The 20,240-nt window shown below is 38.1% G+C and carries 8 protein-coding genes; 1 reads left to right on the plus strand and 7 read right to left on the minus strand.

Features of this window, described 5'->3' with window-relative positions; all coding sequences use genetic code 11:
- Positions 1-110 precede the first annotated feature (110 nt).
- From HGC4_RS14230 to HGC4_RS14250, 5 genes are all read right to left on the minus strand, one after another.
- Complete coding sequence (locus HGC4_RS14230) at positions 111-2,177, minus strand: rhamnogalacturonan lyase (RefSeq protein WP_050710802.1); 2,067 nt, start codon at positions 2,175-2,177, stop codon at positions 111-113.
- Between the two features lie 4 nt (positions 2,178-2,181).
- The gene (locus HGC4_RS14235; RefSeq protein ID WP_082204191.1) at positions 2,182-4,998 is read right to left on the minus strand and encodes a glycosyl hydrolase 115 family protein; all 2,817 of its coding nucleotides are present in this window, start codon (positions 4,996-4,998) and stop codon (positions 2,182-2,184) included.
- Positions 4,999-5,128: 130 nt separating this feature from the next.
- A complete protein-coding gene (locus tag HGC4_RS14240) occupies positions 5,129-7,096 on the minus strand; it encodes a RagB/SusD family nutrient uptake outer membrane protein (protein ID WP_050710804.1) in 1,968 nt (655 codons plus the stop codon).
- 127 nt (positions 7,097-7,223) lie between these two features.
- Positions 7,224-10,334: a SusC/RagA family TonB-linked outer membrane protein gene (locus HGC4_RS14245; protein WP_050710805.1), complete on the minus strand. Its 3,111-nt coding sequence runs from the start codon at positions 10,332-10,334 to the stop codon at positions 7,224-7,226.
- A 189-nt stretch (positions 10,335-10,523) separates the two neighbouring features.
- Complete coding sequence (locus HGC4_RS14250; protein WP_082204192.1) at positions 10,524-13,520, minus strand: glycoside hydrolase family 2 protein; 2,997 nt, start codon at positions 13,518-13,520, stop codon at positions 10,524-10,526.
- 161 nt (positions 13,521-13,681) lie between these two features.
- Between HGC4_RS14250 and HGC4_RS14255 the strand changes: the two genes are divergently transcribed.
- Positions 13,682-18,004 carry a hybrid sensor histidine kinase/response regulator transcription factor gene (locus HGC4_RS14255; protein WP_050710807.1) on the plus strand — a complete coding sequence of 1,441 codons (4,323 nt, stop codon included), beginning with the start codon at positions 13,682-13,684 and terminating at the stop codon, positions 18,002-18,004.
- 16 nt (positions 18,005-18,020) lie between these two features.
- Here HGC4_RS14255 and HGC4_RS14260 read toward each other — a convergent pair whose 3' ends face one another.
- Together HGC4_RS14260 and HGC4_RS14265 are read right to left on the minus strand one after the other, a co-directional pair.
- The gene (locus HGC4_RS14260; RefSeq protein WP_050710808.1) at positions 18,021-19,292 is read right to left on the minus strand and encodes a BACON domain-containing protein; all 1,272 of its coding nucleotides are present in this window, start codon (positions 19,290-19,292) and stop codon (positions 18,021-18,023) included.
- A gap of 127 nt (positions 19,293-19,419) precedes the next feature.
- Positions 19,420-20,172, minus strand: coding sequence for a rhamnogalacturonan acetylesterase (locus HGC4_RS14265; RefSeq protein ID WP_050710809.1), 753 nt, complete (start codon positions 20,170-20,172; stop codon positions 19,420-19,422).
- Positions 20,173-20,240 lie beyond the last annotated feature (68 nt).

Here is a 20,240-nt window from a genome sequence, read left to right on the forward strand (position 1 = left end):
ACGTGCTGTTATAATTATAAAATGCAACAATAAATGCTTTATGTTACTCATTACAAAATAAGGCTTTTGAGACTTTCCAAAACATGGAAAATTATTCAATTACATAGAATTTAAGGTTTCAATGGAGTTTCTGCACCTAAGGTTACATACACTGAATCGGAAAACTGATAGCCTCGAAATGTACCTGTTAATTTGATAAGTGTACGCTTTCTCAGGGGAATATCTTTTGATGTTACCAACCTACTGCGACTCTCTCCTCCTATCGACCACGAGTAACGGTCATAATCCATGCCGGCATCCAATAACAGTTCGTCAGCATCAGTTACAATCTCCTTTTCGGGAAACATCTTACCTAAATCAGCACCCATATAAAATCCGGGTTGGGTAGGCTGATTATAGGCTACGTTTTGAGTAGCCATGCTTATCCTGTAAATTGGATCTTCCAAGAATGTATGGAAACGATATTCGGTAGGGTATGTAGATACATACAGTCTGAGGTTGTTATTATCTTCGGTTCTCAATAAAACTTCTTCACGCCAGTCGCCCACAATATCGCCTTGTATGGCAGGTGTTGCTTTTGTTCCATTGTTCGAAACGCATCCTTCGGCAGTAAGCAGGGTTTGAAATCCACCCTCCTTATAATCGTATTTTGTGATCTTATTTTTATCGAGCAACTCACGGAGCAAATCTCCATCCCACCAACAAGCCATATTTACCGATATGTTTTGCATGGCGGTATCAATACATTCGCCTTTTATGTTACGGATGCCTTTGGACTCCCACGACCACATTTCGACTCCGGGATAATTAGGATCGATATCGGCTGCCATACACCGACCGACATCGGTAGTTGAAGGTATCTGAAATAGAATCTCACCTGTTCGTGCATCACGGTAAGTAGAACCATCCCGTTTATTTTCGTGGCAATCCCACACTTGCAATCCCCCCCTCTTCGGATCGAAAACGGTCAGATGTATAGCATCGCCATGTCCTAATTTGGTATTGTATAAACCCGTTCCATCGTGATCTATGGCACACGATCCGTATATAATTTCGTCACAACCATCGCCATCTACATCTCCGACTCTGAGGTTATGATTTCCCTGCCCTGCATACGATTCATTACCGGGAGTATTCGAATCGAAAACCCAGCGTTTCGTAAGTTCTCCATTGCGCCAATCGTAGGCGACCAAAACGGTTCGGGTATAATATCCCCGGCACATGACTACACTTGGATGTTCTCCATCCAGATAAGCAATAGCTGCTAAGTAGCGATCCATGCGGTTTCCTTTATCATCGCCCCAACCCATCAAATCGCCTCTCGGAGGATCGTAAGGGAGGGTTTCCATCGCTTTGCCTGTCTCTCCATTGAAGATGGTCAGGTATTCATTTCCCGACAGAATAAAGCCATCCGAATTTCTAAAATCAAGTTTTGCATCGCCTATTATATTGCCCAATCCGTCAACCGAACCATCAGCGGTTTTCATAACTATTTCGGCTTTGTTATCTCCATCCAGATCATATACCATAAACTGAGTGTAGTGTGCTCCTGCACGGATATTCTTTCCAAGATCTATTCGCCAGAGTTTAGTTCCATTCAGTTTATAGCAATCAATAAATACATTGCCTGTATAACCCTTGTGCGAATTATCGTGTGCATTGGATGGATCCCATTTCAAGATAATTTCATATTCGCCGTCACCATCCACATCACCAATACTGGCATCGTTGGGCGAATAGGTGTATACCTGCCCATCGGGAGTAACTCCGTCTTTGGGTTTATCAAGAGGGATATTTATATAACCGATGGGAGCATTTGCAGGAAGGGTATATTTTTGTTCTTCTTTTTCTACACCTTTTATTAACGATCTTATTACATAAGTTTGCTCACGGTCGGAAGCTGTTTTGTCTTCAAAAAAAGTTCCTTTTATGATCGGTCTATCGTTTATTTTAACTCCATTCCGATATACGTTAAATGATATATCGATAGGGTCGGACGAGAAGTAACGCCAGCTCAGAAAGTTGGTATGGCTATCTTTTTTCACAACCACCAGCCCCCGATTGAGCTTTTCTCGTTTGAGCTTTGTATAATCATAATTGGGTTGTGCCGAAACACCAATTGCAAAAACGAAAAAGAATAAGAACACAGTAATCTGTTTGAATTTGTAATTTTTCATATTCTCAAATATTATTACTTAATGGTATTGTATAGAATTTTCGGTCGGCTTCAAAATCGAGCATTATCTGATCCAGGATAACCCCATCGTCTAATGCATAAATAGTAATTGTATGCTCGCCTGCCTTATTCAGCTTATGATAGGTTACATTTACGGATTGATTTCTCAGCACATTTTTTTTCCAATCTTCGCTTCTGAATTCAGTTTTAAAAGATACTACCTGAGGCTTTCCATTATCTACTGATATCGCATAGCGTATATCGTTTCCATTTACGGGGTGATTGGGCAAAAGGCAGGTTCTGATAATAGCATCACCGCTTGAGGTTGTCAATATTCTATAAGTCAAAGCATTTCTTTTTCCTTTGCTCAAACTTACTGCTTGGGTAGAGTTTCCCAATCCTTCGATTAATTCCGATAGTCCTTGTGTTTCCTTTTCATAGTTAGAGGCATTGAGTATTACCATCTTATTATATTCTGTTGCCATATCTGTATTAAGGTTATTAGTTTCCAGTTTAAATGTATAGTCTTGTCCATTTATGTATAAAACGCATTCTCCGATTGCTTTCTCCAATTTTACTTTTGACCAATCTACACTAAAGACAATTCTTTTTTCAGTAAAGAGGTTCAGATACTCTTCATCAATATTCAGCCATTCTGGCTTTTGATTGATACTCCAAACAATAGGTTGAATCCCTTGTTGAAAAACGGAAACAAATGTTTTGCTCCCTGATGGATTGACAAAGGGAACAAGCTCAATTGTATATTGATTATCGATTGGTTTATCCGTATTTTCAACCCATATTAAAGGTTGTTTCCTATTTTTAAACTCTATTCTATCAGGCAATTCCGCTTGCTGATAAACATTCAGATCACGTGGTTTCATATCCATGATACCATTCCATTTCCCATTCATCAAATCGTGGTTGTACGTATAGGTCAACCCTGCAATCGCATTGTAAGCATTTACACTTTTCTCTGCATATTCATTGGCTACGGGTAAGTTATAAAAGGCATATAATCTGGCTTTCTGAGCATATAATAATTTCTTATTCATCTCCGTCGAAACACAAATGGGATATTGTACCAATTGAAAATAAGCTGCCTTTTTGTTTTGGGGGATTCTCTTTTCTAAACGCAGGGCTTCTTCTGATATAGTGGAGTAATCCAATAAGCGATTGTAAATCTCATCTCCAAAAGCATAGGGATTAAATTCGGTATCAATAACAGGTGTTCGCCCATTTTTCACCTCAGCAGAATATTCTTCTACCCTGCTCCATCCCATAAATTCGGGTTTACGGACATTTGCCAAACGGTAATACTCATTCAATAGGGGCGTGATTTCTCTTGCTAAATCTTCGCCAAATTCTCGGGCAAGCCAATCTTGTTGATTAGCATAAATATTCTGAGGATTTATCTTATCTATATTCCAAGCCATATCCAAAAAGAATTCGGTAGTATATTCAGCAGGTTTTAGGTCTCCCACGTTCAATATCCATAATTTGCGAGCTCCTGTGTCCCATGCTTTTTTCATTTGCCAGTAGATGCGAGCAGGCTGGGTCGTTGATAACCAGAGATAATCGTGAGGTCGTCCCCAATAGGAGATATGATAATAGATTCCGCTACCTCCGCTCCGCTTTTGCTCGGCTTCGTTGCTTAGTCGTGTTATATATCCATAGTTATCATCGCACCAAGTAAGGGTTATATCTTCGGGAACTTTCAATCCGTTTTCGTAGATACTCAATACTTCTTTGTAGGGTACAAATGACTGAGGTATTTTAGTTATATCTTTATTTACATATTTTGTCAGTAGCTCTCGCTGATCCTTTATCACTTGCGAGAGGACAGATGTTTGCTCGTCCAAGGTTTTTACACCTTCCATCTTTCCATCGTGTACGCCTCGCATACCTATTGTATAGAAATTTTCGTATGTTCCTGCTTCTTCGAGTCGTTCAGACCAATAGTTACAAACTGTAGTTTTATTAGTTAGATAATTATAATCTCCATATTTCTTAGCATCCCATTCGCCTGCACTATTTCTCATCAACGGTTCGCAATGCGATGTTCCTATTACAATACCATATTTGTCTGCCATTTCTTTATTACCCTCAACAAAATAGAAAGGAGCTGTAGATTCGTGCATGGCTGGCCATAGCGTATTAGCTCGGAGCCTCAATAAGAGTTCGAAGATCTTTCCATAGGTTTTACTGCCTATCTGCCCTTTTACCGAAGATTGTTCAAAATTCTGACTGCTCCAAGGCATCAAACCCCAATCCTCATCGTTTAAGAATATTCCACGATACTGAACGGATGGTTGCTGGCAAAGAAAATACTCATCGGGAATGTTAATCGCTTCTTTCTTATCGGGTATAGCATCTGCCCACCATTTCCAAGGAGAAACACCAATCAATCGAGACAATTGGAGCACTCCGTATGCTGTACCTCTGCTATCACTGCCTAAAACTATTAGCTGTTTCTTATCTCCGTTTTTTATAATCTGTATCTGAAAGGCTTCCCATTGATTCTTTATTTTATCAGCAGACAATTGTTTTGTACCAATCAGATTATCTATATACTCATTCTTTCCTATTGTGCCGATTACGATAGTATTGTCTACAATATCGTTCGACCAAGCAGGACTCACACCCGACACATCTTCCATATCGGAACAGAACATTCCGATGGCTGTATAAACTACTTTGTCTTCGTTTGCGGATACATATATATTTGTTGCTTTCTTATTATTCAACAAAGGAAAAACTGCTGACATAGAAAATGTCGTGCAGAAAACTAATAAGAAGATAGTTAGATATAGGTTTTTCATAATAAACACGTTTGTGATACAGTTCATTACCAAATAGCGGGTTATTACTCTATTTTATAAATGAATACAAAACTAAGCCCTCAATTAAAGTAAGGGCTCAGTCTTGATTCTATTTAATAAATACCTAGAATTAATATCCGGGGTTTTGCATTGCTTGTTTTTCTTCGCCCGACAAAGGTCTGCCATTTTTATGAATAGCATCCAAGAACGTTTGAGGAACAGGACGAAGGTAATGTACTCCTTCTTTAGGAAGAGCCTCGTCATTGAAAACCTTAGCTCTGTTTACAAGAGTTTTGGTTCTGGCTAAATCTTCCCAACGGATCAATTCACCCATCAATTCGCGAGATCTCTCATTCAATATAAAATGTAGGAATTTTTCGGACTCAGAAGAGGCTCCTACTACATCATAAAATTCTTTGGTTGAATTTAAGATATCATTTACACTATTGAGATGCAATGAGGATGAAGCGGTAGTGGTTGCCGCAATGTTATTCGACTCATAATATGAATTCTTTTCCGAATACGAAGTGTATTGAGCAGTATTGGCCACAGCATTATTTTTGTAGGCAACTCCACCATCCGAATAAATAGCTCTGTCTTCTCCTTCTTTATAAGCTGCTCTGTCTCTCACCGCATTAATATAAGGCAATGCCGCAGCATATTGCCCTTTGCGTCCATAAGCTTCGGCGGCAATAAGGTAGGTTTCGGCAAGACGAGCCAGAATACCATCTCTGCAGCCAAACTGAGAAGCAACCGAAATACGCGATCCATCTAAAAACTTACTCATTGTAACATAGCGACTTGTTGAATAATTACCATGATCGCTATCCAGATTATAGGGCTCGCCATTGAAATAACGAACAAACAGATGGGGAGCACGGTAGTTGATATTATCCTCTGTATATCTGCTGTCTCCTGCATTATTCACAATGTAAAGAATAGATTGTTCACCTCCTGCAAAGCGTGCCTTGCCCACTAATGCCTCACTTGGGGCATATTTGGCAGTCCAAACGGGAGCACTAGCCGGTTTATTACATGAATAGCTGGTTTTAAATGACTTCCAGAATCTAGAATCGTTTACTCTATCAAAAACATCCATAGAATAATCGGTAGTTCGCATCCGTTGAAATTCACGACCTCCGGGAATATCACGCTGCATACCTGCCAAATTTTGATAGATAGATGGGTAATATAAATGTACCTGATTTCCGTAACGACCTTGAGTAGCTGTATTGTTAGAAAACTCAGCAGCTAAGATAATTTCAGGCAGTTTTTCGTTCGCTCCATTTACAGTCGTATAGTTCCACAATTCTCTAAAATCTTTTGCAAGAGAGTGCTTTCCGCTGTTTATTACAATATCTGCATATTTAATAGCATTATCTAAATCCTCTGCTTTTGTAGCAGAATTCCAGTCACTATACAATTCGCTCGCACGAGTAAGATATACTTTTGCCAAAAAGTGAGCGGCAGCCCATTTTGTTATACGTCCTTGTTCAGCAGGTGTAGACGGCAATAAATTATATGCTTCTGTAAGATCTTTAATAACCTGATCGAACACTTCCTGAGTTGTATTTCTACCAAATTCAAACTCTACCGTAACCGAAGGTTCGAGCTTGATAGGCACTCCTCCAAATTGTCTTACTAATTTGAAATAATTGAAGCCTCTCATAAAATGCCCTTCACCCAAACGTGTATCTCTATTTGGCAAATCACCGTAATAGAGAGGAACATTCTGAATAAGAATATTAGCACTTGCAATGTTGCTGTACATATTATCCCAAACATTGGAAACAAAGGCATTCTGAGAATTCAAGCTTGCGTCATACGAGTTCCACATCTGCTCGCTACGGTCGCCACCAACGGCAAACTCATCTGTACCATAGTTTGTTGTAGCGTATGCCCAATTGTAATTGAAATGAAACCGCAGTCCTTGATACATACCAACCGAAAGCCCGTCTAATCCTTCGGGAGTTTTAAAAGACTCAAGACTTAACGATGTTGTCAACTCCTCATTCAAGAAATCAGAGCAAGAAGGCATCAGCAAAACCGTGGATGTTGAAATTACACAACAGTATATTATTTTCTTTATATTTTTCATATTTTTTCTATTTAAGCTCACAGAGCTATTTATTGCTTTGATAAGTACAATAACTAAAGCTGGTTATCTTTGAGAAATGTATCATTAAATACTTTCTCTTACTTAAAAGACCACAATCCTATGATATTTAGAAACCAATATTTATACCTACGATAAAACCTCTATTGAATGTAGAGCCTCCCAAATCGGGATCGATCCAATCAATTTTAGAATACAATAGTCCGGGGTTTCTAAATTGAGTAAACAGTTTAAGATTAGTTACGCCCAAATTCCCTAAAGATTTTTGAGGAAAGACATATCCTAGAGAAATGTTACGCAGTTTGATAAATGACCCATCCTGATAATTCATAGAGCTCTTAAAGTCATCGCCCGATGCTCGGTCATAATTGGGAGCAGGATAAGCATTGGTAGGATTGGTAGGGGTCCAATAATCAACAACACGTTGTGCGAAGCGTCCTTGTAAAGCTTCAGCACCTGTTTCCATCAAGAAATTCCATCGAGAGAAGATGAATACCGACAATTCCCAGTTTTTATATGTAAATGTATTTACCAAACCTGCTGTCCAACTCGGATTTTTCTGACCTACAATTTTACGGTCATTATTAGCGTCAATCTTGTAATCTTCGTTCTGGTCTACAATCTTAATATCACCCGGTTTAAAAGCATGCCCGTTTGCATTGAATTTTGCCATCTCAGCTAAATCCTCAGAAGTATTTTGCCAGATTCTATCTTTTTGATAGTCATAGAAAACACCCAGACGTTGACCTATAAACCAGTTATTAGCAAGAATGTCTTCTTTACCATTTGCCAATTCGAGTATCTTATCTTTACTTGCCGAGAAGTTAAGGTTGGTTGACCATGTAAAATCTCTAGTCTCTATATTTACAGTATTCAATGTCAAGTCGATACCTTTATTAGAAGTTTTTCCAATATTAGTCCAAACGCGTGTATATCCCGTTACCGAAGGAATATCTCGTTGCATCAGAAGATCGCTTGTTGTTGATGTATAAAGATCCAGATTACCGCTAAGTCTGTTATTGAAGAAACTAAAATCGAGTCCTAGATTCCACTGAGTCGTACGCTCCCATCCCAGATTTTTATCGGGCATCACTATTGGCTCTTTCATTGAAGGATCAGACTGAACATACCCCGGAGCAACTAAAGCTCCCCATGTGTAATAAAGAGTTTCTACCCCTCCTTTTGTTTGGTATGGGTCGATGGCTGAGTTTCCTGTTGAACCTACACCTAAACGTACTTTCATTTGATTGATCCATGTCTGATTCTTAAGGAAGTCTTCCTGATCTATACGCCAGCCGACAGCTGCTGATGGGAAGAAATCCCATTTATTGCCTTCTGCCAACTGAGATGCTCCATCCCAACGAGCCGACGCTGTCAACATATATTTGCTATTGAAGCTATAATTGGCACGAGCCATATACGATAGCAACTGAGTTTCGACCAAGCCCGATCCAAAAGCATCGAGAGCACTAACTGAATTCAATTGATTCCAAAGTTGACTACTCCAAGGTAAGTTACTGGCTGTCATAGAAGAAGTTTCTTCATGAAATTTTGAAGAACTTTGCAGTAAAGTTACTCCCAGATTGTGTTCTTTATTGAATGTTTTATCATAGTAGATTAAGTTATCTAACGTCCACGATAGGCGTTGAGTCTTATTCAACTGAGCATAATTGGTAGAACCCGGTTCACCTGCTCCTCTGTTCGAAGATCTCTCATCCATGAAGCGTCCGTTTCTGAAGTTATAAAAGTCAGGACCAAAGTTTACACGATAGCGCAATCCTTCCATAAACTTAATCTCTGCATAAAAACTACCCAGAGTACGCAAGGTTGTACGTTCGTTTATTACATACTGATCGTCACCTATGGGGTTTAAGATATTAACATCACCACCGGGCATATTGATTCGATTGCCATTTTCATCAAAAGGCACAGCATAAGGTAACATCGCACGAGCTGCAAAATAAAGATTGCCCGGTCCTGTTGCATTAGATGTTGCATATCCGTAGTTCTGAACACTCCATGTACCGGTTATAGAAGCACCCATCGAAAACCATTTTGTAGGATTGATATCGGTACTTATTTTCACATTATATCGTTCAAAATCCTGACCTTTTTGAGTTCCTTCCTGATTTAGATAACCAAAAGAAGTATGTGTTCTCATTTTATCTGTACCACCACTTGCACTCAGTGTATGTTCGTGAGTTAAGCCCGTTCTCAAAACTAAGTCTGTCCAATCGGTTGTAGGTACTAAGTTTCCGTTAAAGGTTCCACTAGCCCATCCTTTTTCGATATTAGCCCAAGCTATCGGATCTTGACCGAAGATTGCTTTATCTGCTTCAAGAGTAGGAACTTCAGGATAGGTGTTTTTTGAAGCACGGCGAAATGCATCACGACGAAATTCTACATATTGTGGAGAGTTCATCATCTCGGTACGATCAGACATATTCTCTATCGTTACTATTCCCGAATAGTCTAAAGACATCTTTCCACTTTTTCCTCTTTTAGTAGTAACCAGCACAACACCATTAGCTCCTTTCGAACCGAATACTGCTGTTGCCGAAGCATCTTTCAGAACATCAATAGATTCTATATCCAAAGGGTTAAGTGCCTCTATACCTCCCGACGAAAGAGGAATTCCATCCACAACATACAGTGGCGAGTTACTAGCATTCAATGAACGGCTACCACGAATAAGAACTTTCCCTATTTCTCCGGGGCGTTCATTCGATGTTATATCAACCCCTGCTGCTCTTCCCTGCATAGCTTGCAAAGCATTTGTTACAGGCAGTTTTCTTATTTCTTCGGAGCTCACGTTTACCATTGCACCGGTAACGTCGCTCTTTTTCATAATACCATATCCAACCACAACTACTTCGTCAAGCAATTGTGTATCTTCTTTCAACACTATTTTAATCTGAGATTGTCCGGCTACGGGCACCGATTGCTTTACATAGCCTATATACCCGACTTCTAAAATATCCGAAGCTTTTGCTTCAATGGAAAATATTCCATCCAAGTCGGTTATTGTTCCAATAGAAGTGCCTTTCACTGTGACCGAAGCTCCAATAATGGGCTCGTTATTTTCATCATAAACAGATCCTTTAACCGTTCTTTGCTGTGCATACGAGTATGCTAGGGACAAAAGAAGAAAGATCATCGTCAAAAACATGTATCTTGTTCCTGGCACAAGACTTTGATTCGTTTTCAGTTTATTTCTCATGGATTTTTAATTTAAGTAATTCTTAGATCAGGTTTTTCATCCGATTTAGGGATCGGGAATTAAGATTTCTTTAAGTTTTCATGGCTCTTATGTTTACATTTATTAAATCTTCAGCGAAAGTAGGCTACAAGGGTATCTGTACAAATGTATTTTTGTACAGAAACATAGAAAATAAGACTTTAAGGTCATTTATAGAGTTTCATAAACCTCAGCTTCTACAATACGTAGCTGTCCTTTAGCATCTAAAGCATTGGGATCTTTGTACAAATCGAGTTCTTTGGTACCTGTTACCTCAACAATTCCGCCAAAAGCATCTTCATCGGTGCTTTGTCCCATAAGCTGAATTTTCACGAAACGTCCTTTTGTAGGTTTTATTGGTATTGAAATATATCCTAAGCTTTTTTCGGTATCACCTTTATACACTTCAACATCATCTATGTTTATAATTATAGGATAACTGCGCATTCTCCAACCGGTGAGCTTTAACTCTATTTCCGAAATTGTTGCATCACGCTCCAACTCATATTTTATCCAGCCCGTACGAATGTTTCCATCGTTAGTCCACTCCGAGAGTTCGTTGTCATCGTAACTTAAGTTGGCTTTATCTTCGTTGCTTCCTGCGGTGGCAGCTACAATATCAATACTCTGACGAGTTGGGGTAAATGATGCACCAACGGGAGTTTGCCCCCTTTCAGTATAAGATGGCTGATGCTCTCCGCTGATATATTCTGCAAGCCCGTTTTTTTGTATAAAAGGAACAGATTCGAACGAAACAGTATTAGGCTTCAGACCTTTTGCCGATGCAGTCAATGTAACCTTTCCCGCGTTATTTGTAGATCGGATTAATACGCGATTCACACCTGATTCGAGAGGTAATTCCTTTGATAAAATGTAGTTCTCTTTTCCCTGAGCAATGCCGCCTCTCCATTCTGCAGGTCCCGAAAGGGTAAACGATGCCAACGCTTCGGATGTAGGACAACGATTTCCATCTTTATCAACAGTTTCAACTTCAATCAATGCCAAATCTGCACCATCTGCTTTGAATCCATCAGGAGCATTCATTACTTTCATTTTCAAAGCAAAAGGCTCTCCTGCTGTTTTTATCTCACTTCGGCTTAACTCTGTTTTATTATTGCTGTAACTGATTGCCTCTATCTTCCCTACCTGCCATTTTATATCTTTGAACGTAAACAAAAACTGAGAACTTCTTTCTCCTATTCCCTTAGATTGTCCGTTGATAAATAGTTCGACTTGATCTCCTGAGGAAACAACCAAAATATCTTTTATGGTTTGAGGAGTGTAATTCCAATGCCCTACAATATGGGTACGGTGATTTTCAACATCAACCCATCCGTCCCACATAACCCGATGGGCATAAAAAGCATCTTTGGGTATACGCATAGCATCTACTTCGCCACTGCGTCTATAATTTTCAGCTCCCCGATAATGTGTATTAGAGTCTGAAAAGATGATATTAGTTCCACCCGAGCTTACTCGCTTACCCGTTCCGGGGCGTACCCTAAAATAATCAAACCAACGAATAACGGCTTCTTTTGCAAACGAATCCTGATTGCGATTATAATCGCTTGCATCCTTGCCTTTATGCAAAGGACCGTCTCCGTCTTTATGATAAGGAGGAGAAAACTCGTCCCAATATTTACGCAACGCCTCATCTCTCGAATATTCGGTTGCCCACATCGGTATCCGTGCGCTTTTATTTATATATAGCATCTCGCCTCCATATTCGGCAATTTTGCTATCCAACATCTCACGCGAACCAATAGCACGCCCACCATAAGGGTCGTAAAGATCTCTTACAGCCTTCATTTCTGCCATATGATCTTCGCTTATAGACTCATTTCCTGATTCATAGAAAAGAATACTTGGGTTATTCCGATTGTAAATAATAGCATCTCGCATCAACTCTACCCGCTGCTCCCACTGTCTGCCAGTAACATCTTTTTCGGCATCTCCGGCAGGCATGGCTTGTATAAGCCCCACTCTGTCGCACGATTCTACATCTTGTTTCCAAGGGGTTACATGCATCCAACGAACGAGGTTACCATTTCCTTCAACAATCATCCGATTACTGAAATCGCTCAGCCACGCGGGAACAGACATGCCCACCGAAGGCCATTCGTTACTGGTACGTTGTGCATAACCTTTCATTTGCAGAATACGATCATTCAGCTCAACCATTCCATTACGAAAGGCTGTTTTTCGAAAACCTGTTCTTGTTTTTACTACATCTACGGGAATATTGTCAACATAGAGAATGGTATATACGTCGTACAGATAGCCATAACCCCAACTCCAGAACTGGAGATCATCAACAAGACTATTCACAGCCAAAGTCTTTGTTTCTCCTGCTTTTAAATCAATGGGCAAAGATTTAATCTTTTTTATTACATGACCACCCATGTCCTCTATTTGCATCTCCAAACTAACCGTTTTGGCTGCCGAATGTTCGTTCTTAACTTCCGATTCTGCAAATATGAGCGCATTCTTTTTCGTTATATTTATTTCACGTGCATAAATATATGTACCTGTAGTTTTGAGGTTACTGTAAAGTGGCAAAGTCTGATATACTTTGTTTGTAATATGCAGAAATACATTCTTTGGTATACCGCCATAATTGGCATTGAAGTTTATATTATTCCACTGATAGGTAGTACCCGTAGCACGCTCGGCATACTTCCACGAATTATCGATTCGTACAGCCAGAACATTTTCTTTATTCCCAAAAACAACATCATCGCTAATGTCTATTCCAAACGCCATTACACCATTTTCGTGAATAGCTATCTGCTTTCCATTCAGATAAAAATCTCCTCCAAAGCGAATGCCTTCGAACTCCAGAAAAACCTTCTTTCCTTTATCACTGGGCGATAGTTTAAAATGCTTCCGATACCACACAATATTGGTTGTATGATCTTCGATAGGAGCTTTAAAGGCATCATCTTCGTTAAAAGCTCTGGGTAGTGCTATTTTTGTCCAAGAAGCATCGTCGAAGTCTGCTTTATCAGCACCTTCCACATCTCCCACTTTAAGAATCCATTGAGAATTAAAATTATACTTTACTCGCCGATTCCCTTTTGTTAAAGGGATAGCAGAGCTACTCGTTATTGATAAAATGAGTAGCACAATACAGGCTTTACAGCGAAATAAATTCATGCGTTGTTTCATAGCCAGATTTAATTAGATTTAGTTACCATCAAAAGTATTTCCATAAAGCCGAACAAAACATGGAATTTTGTCCATTCAACTATATAATTTGACACTATTAATATCTATGTCATTTTTTACTTTAATTTTGAGTAAGAAACCCTGATCTAAATCCCTGCATAATGAATACCAAAATCACCCTATCTATAAGTGTGCTCCTTTTTTTCATTTGCAACTTTGCAAATGCCAAGAACAGAGAACTCCATTTTTCTCAAATAACCACAAAGGATGGACTATCTCAAAATACGGTAAGAGATATTTTACAGGATAGAAGAGGTTTTATCTGGGCTGGGACGGTGGATGGACTCAACAGGTATGACGGCTATCAGATTGTAACCTATAAGCCTCAGATCGGAAATCCTAAATCGTTGATCGATCATCGGATAAAAAATCTATTTGAAGACCAAAATGGATATTTATGGATAAAAACCTACAAGAATGTATTCTGTTGTTACAATCCCGAAACTGAATCGTTTATTGATTATCAAGAAAATATATCCGACAAAACTCCAAGATATTACACAAATTACCATGAAACAGAAAACGGCGAAATATGGCTTTGGGGAAACACCAACGGATGTTTACGTATAAGAAGAAACAAGCAAGGTTTCACGTCAACAGCTTTTCTTGCAGATATTCCTTCTAATAATAAAAGAAATGGGCGATTTCTTTTTGAGGACTCTAAAGGTATAATATGGTATGGAGGCGAATCGGGTTTACACAGAATAGAGGGTGACAAAACCGAAAGCTTTTTTAATCAAGATACAACCTATCATATCTCGAAGGCTGTGGAGCTGAACAGTAAAATATATTTTTCGACAGAACAAGCGGGTATATTGGTTTATGATCTCAAAAGAAAAGCATTCGAGCCTATAACAACTATTCAAATGCCGTCTACTCTTACGGATATAGCTAAAACCAGAATAGACCAATTACTAGTGGTAACAAAGGCCTCGGGAGTTAGGCTCTTTAATATAAGAAATAGCGAATACACTACTCCCGAGTGGGCTAAAGACCCCGATTTGAGAGGAAATATACAGCTCATTATAGACAAAAAACAAAACGTCTGGATATTTAATCACACAGGGTATATGTGGCATTACAATATACAAAACAGTGAGATAAATAAGCTGCAACTCATCCCTAAGAATATCATAAATATCATAGATGAAGAAAGATACAATATCTTTATTGATTCGAAAGATATGGTATGGATTACCACTTATGGCAATGGGCTATTCTCATACGATCCTAAAAACAAATACCTTCAGAATTATAAATATACGTTGGGCGAAAACAGCTTAAGCTCCGATTATCTGCTTTCGATCACCGAAGACAAATTTGGCAACCTATGGTTAGGTAGCGAATATGCAGGTATTATAAAAGCCGTAAAACCCAATTACGATATACAATATATAAGACCCGAGAATAAAATATCCATTGGCAAAAACAACAGCGTAAAAACCATTTATGAGGATTCGAACAACAGTATTTGGGTAGGAACTAAAAACGGAAGTCTCTATGTTTATGATCATGGTATAAAATCGATCAAACATATTTACGAAGATTTGAATCCCTATACAATGACGGAGGACAAAAAAGGTAGAATGTGGGTAGGAACAAAGGGTAATGGCTTATATCTATTCGATACTAAAACATTCAAACAACTAGCACATTATAAGAATGATGCAGCTAATCCAAATAGTCTGAGTAACAATTCGATATTCAGTTTATTACTCGACAATAATGACCGTCTTTGGGTGGGATCGTTCGGAGGAGGAATCAATCTGTTTCAAGAGCACACAGAAGCATCGCCTTTTATCCAATTATTTAATCAGGAAGGAAACAGACGTTATATACGCTGCATATATCAGGATAGCAAAGGTTTGATATGGGTTGGAACCAGCGATGGTATCATTAAATTCGAACCTGAAAAGATTATAAATAACCCTCTCGAATTTACAGCCTACAAACTGAATCTGCAAAAGGCAAATACATTGAGCAGTAATGATGTAAAAACAATATACGAAGACGAAAACGGACAAACATGGATAGGTACTGCCGGAGGAGGGCTTAATAAATATCTGGGAGATACGGATCAAGGCGGAACTTTTGAGGCATTTACAACCAGCAACGGCTTGTCGGGCGATATAGTTTCGGGTATTATGGAGGATAATAATAATCAATTATGGATCAGCAGCGAAAACGGAATTTCAAAATTCGATAAGCAATATAATTCATTTACCAATTATCATTTTTCAGAAAATACATACGGAAATCATTTCAACGAAAATGCCAATCTTAAATGTTTAGACGGCAATATGCTTTGGGGAAGCCTCGACGGGCTACTTATATTTAATCCAAGAAGTTTTGTGGCAGAACAAAACACACCACCCGTCACTTTCACAAACTTCTTTTTATACGATCAGAAAGCAGAAATTGAAAGTTCTGATTCGCCTCTACAAAAGTCAATTTCATTCTTAGACAAAATAGATTTGAGCTATAAGCAAAATACATTTACAATACAATTTGCATCACTCACGCTAGGTTCTCCCGAGAAGAATTTATATTCGTATATGCTCGAAAACTACGATAAAAAATGGAGTACTCCCAAACACGACAACAGTGCAACTTATAAAAACCTACCTGCCGGAAAATATACATTCAAGGTTAGAGGAGCCAATAGCGACGGGGTATGGAGTGATAAGATTACTCAGATAGAGATAGAGGTTACGCCTCCCTTTTGGAAATCGACATACGCATATATTCTATACAGTTTATTGCTGATCTGCGCCTTATATTTTGCTTTCCGCTTAATCTATAAATTCGGGAAACTGAATAATGCAGTTCAGGTCGAAAAACAACTAACCAATCACAAATTGCGTTTCTTTACTAATATCTCGCATGAGTTCAGAACTCCGCTCACACTTATTCAAGGAGCTATGGAAAACATGAACGAACAATCAAATATTCCCGACAATATAAAGAAACAACTTAATATTTTGGGTCGAAACTCAAATACCTTAAGCAGACTTATCGATCAGTTACTAGAGTTTAGAAAACTACAAAACAACATTTTAACCCTCGATCTGGAAGAAATAAACATGGTTGAATTTGTACAGGAAATATATTCGGGCTTTCAAGAGATTGCCGAACGGAAAAACATTACCTATATGTTTACCAGTCAACCTGATTCTTTGAGAATGTATATTGATCGCCGAAAAGTCGATAAAATAATATACAATCTACTATCCAATGCTTTTAAATTTACCCCAAAAGATGGAGAAATAGAAATAACTATAAGCATTAACCCCAAGAACGAAACTTGCATTATCTCTGTTAAAGACAATGGAATAGGCATTGATAAAGAAAAGCAGCATTTGTTGTTCAGTAGATTCATGCAGATCAATTTCTCATCGTCCGGTACGGGGATAGGATTATCTCTTGTTAAAGAATTTGTGGAATCGCATAAAGGAAAAATCTGGTACGAGAATAATATTAACGGGGGATCGATCTTTCATGTTGAACTATCAACATCTAAAGAGGTATACGAAGGAGAGAATTTCATAGATATGGCTTTACCTGATATTATTGATGAAAATATCAGCACAATTTCGCCCATAGAGCAAGTACCTCATATTTTGCCCGAGATAAGTGAATCGACTTTAGCCAATTACAAGATGTTGATTATAGATGATAATGATGATATACGTGACTTTCTGATTGATGAATTCAGCAGGTATTTCATGGTAGATTCGGCTGAGAATGGAAAACAAGGACTTCAAAAAGCTATTGAAACAAATCCCGATCTGATTATTTGCGATGTTATGATGCCCGAAATGGATGGCTTTGAGGTTACACGCCTATTAAAGCACGAATTTCAGACTTGCCACATTCCTATCATATTATTAACTGCCCATTCTTCTATCGAGCATCAATTGGAAGGTATAGAAAGCGGTGCAGATGCCTATATAATGAAACCATTTAGCATTAAATATCTAACAACCAGAGTTTTTAAACTAATAGAACAACGCGAGCAATTAAAGAAAAGATTTTCAAACGAATATGTACTCGATGGCAATCTGATTACAGCAACAGACAAGGACAAAGAGTTTTTCGAACTTATTGATCGTATTTTAGAACAAAACATCTCGAATAGTGAGTTTTCTGTGGATCGTTTTGCAGAACTATCTAAACTTCGGAGAACTATTTTCTATAAAAAAGTTAAAGGTATTACGGGATTCTCACCCAATGAACTGATAAAGATAAAGAGGCTGAAAAGAGCTGCCGAAATGTTACTTTCGGGAGAATTTACAGTCTCGGAAATATCATACAAAGTAGGTTTCGAAGACCCATTCTATTTCAGTAAATGTTTCAAGGCTCAATACAATTGTTCACCATCGAAATACGGTCAACCAAAAGAAGAATCTAAATCAGTAGAATAGAGACTATTGTCAGTATCTATTCTACATGTATCTTGTAGGTTACACTGCCAACGCCGTTAGTATAGTAATCAGAGAAACCAAATGAAACGGGAACAATAACAGGTTTCGCTATCTTAGGATCATTCAATTGCTCAATAACTTCTATTAGATTTCCTTTGATTACATTAAATTCGCCTGCTGCCACCATATAAATATAATAAGCATCTATTTGTTGTGCCTTTTTCACTTCTTCGGCATCTAATTGTCCCTTATTACTCAGTTTTGATTTAAGAGAATTTACTGTTCCTCTATCAAAATCAGACTCCACCAACAGTAAAGAATTGTTACCATAGCTAATCTCTGCAACGTAATTAGGATGCAAAGGTTCATACTTCTCTTTACTCAGCTCCTCCGTAAACAAAGAAGGATAAGGAAAGTCCATAAATGATCCAAATCGCTTATGTGTGATAGGATATATTAATCCATACTCATGCTTCATTGATTCTTCTTTATAAGATTTTCCGTTCAACAATTTATCCAACGAAATACCAAGTTCATAAAGCCCAATACAATGTAAATGACGACGAGAGTAATAATTTGTCCCATTTGAAGCACTTAAAGACAAACTCGAGCTAGAAGCGTGTTTATCAATACTTTCTTTTTCTATTTTCTGATACGCTTCATAAGAAGGCATAAAATTATCTATTCTTGAAAAGTTTTGACCATATCCTATACCTATCGTTATTAGATTATACGCATAACCTTTTATAACACTTAACTTTGGATAATTAGTAAGATTACTACTAAAGAGGTTTCCCAGAAATATAGCTTCTTTATTTGAGGAATTAATAAACAGTTGATCTGCTTCATATTCGAGTTCAAAAGGTTCGGTCTCTGAATAAGTTCCGCTTATGAGGCGAGTTAAAGAACTGAAACCCAATCGAGGTAAAGTATATTCGGGTTTAGGCTTAGCTTCCTGTAAAATACGTATTTTTTCGTTCTTACCTTTTATCTGAAAAATTAATTCAAACTCACGGCTTTCGCTTTGACTATTCTTCTGAACTGCAATAACCACCTCCGTATCTTCTTTTGTTCCTTTTTGTTTACTAACAATCAGCCAATCTGGAATATTAACAATCTCCCAAGAAGTATTTGTTTTTAATTCTATCGTATCTTTTCCTTCCTTATAATCGAAAGCAATTTCATTTTGAGAGAGTTGAATAAAATAAGACTCTACATTATCATCTTTTCCATCACAAGAAGAGAATAAGAAAAGAAGCAGAGAAAAAATCAAGAAGTTATTTTTCATATTTTCAAAAGTAGATAGAGGTTTGGAACTCAGAACAAGGTTATTAATTGTAATAAATCATCCAAAGGTAAAAAAATAATGAAATGCTACAAAGTAATTTACTCACCCCCTAAAGAATATAACAGGCTTATTCTTTCTCCGCTTTAAGATATTTACTCAATCCATACAGATTCAAATCTCTTATTCCATCAGCCACAAAAGAAGCTACTTGCGTTGCACCCTTCTCCATCATATGGGTATCATCTTTCAGCCCATCGGGTTTAGCATGATCTACACCAGCTTCTACCCACCGATAATAAGGAATAGAGGCAGAATCGCCCAACATGGTTACAAAATCACGGGTATTTAAGTTTATATCAATCAAAGCTACCGCTTGTTCTCTAGCTACTTTTCTTGTAATAACAGGGTAACCTTTTAGACGATCGTCCACCAAATTACCATCTTTAAAAGTACGCATCACCACCGAGGTCAATAATACGGGATAAGCATCTTTACTCCTCACATCGTGAATAAATTTCAGCAAGTTATTTTCGTAATCTTCATAGGAAGCATGCCGTTCAGGACGGGTTGAAGCGTCATTATGTCCAAATTGGATAAATACATAATCGCCGGCTTTTACTTCCGACAGTAAACTATCCCAACGTCCTTCACTAATAAAAGTCTTTGTGCTTCGTCCTCCCATTGCATAGTTAACTACCTGCACATCATTCGTGAGGTATTTTTCGAGCATCTGCCCCCATCCTTTTATCAGACCGTCTTTCTCCTCCTTATAGCTTTGAGCCGTAGAATCGCCCGCAATAAAAATTCTTATTTTAGGTTCGGAAGAAGTAAAACTACACAGCAAAATAAGAAGAGCAAGTAAGGCTAATTTATTTTTCATATTGATATATCTAATAGGTAAATAATTGGGCGAATAATAATTCGCCCATACAAGTAAAGCAATAAGAG

The sequence above is a fragment of the Dysgonomonas sp. HGC4 genome (genome assembly GCF_001261715.1).
Taxonomy (GTDB): domain Bacteria; phylum Bacteroidota; class Bacteroidia; order Bacteroidales; family Dysgonomonadaceae; genus Dysgonomonas_A.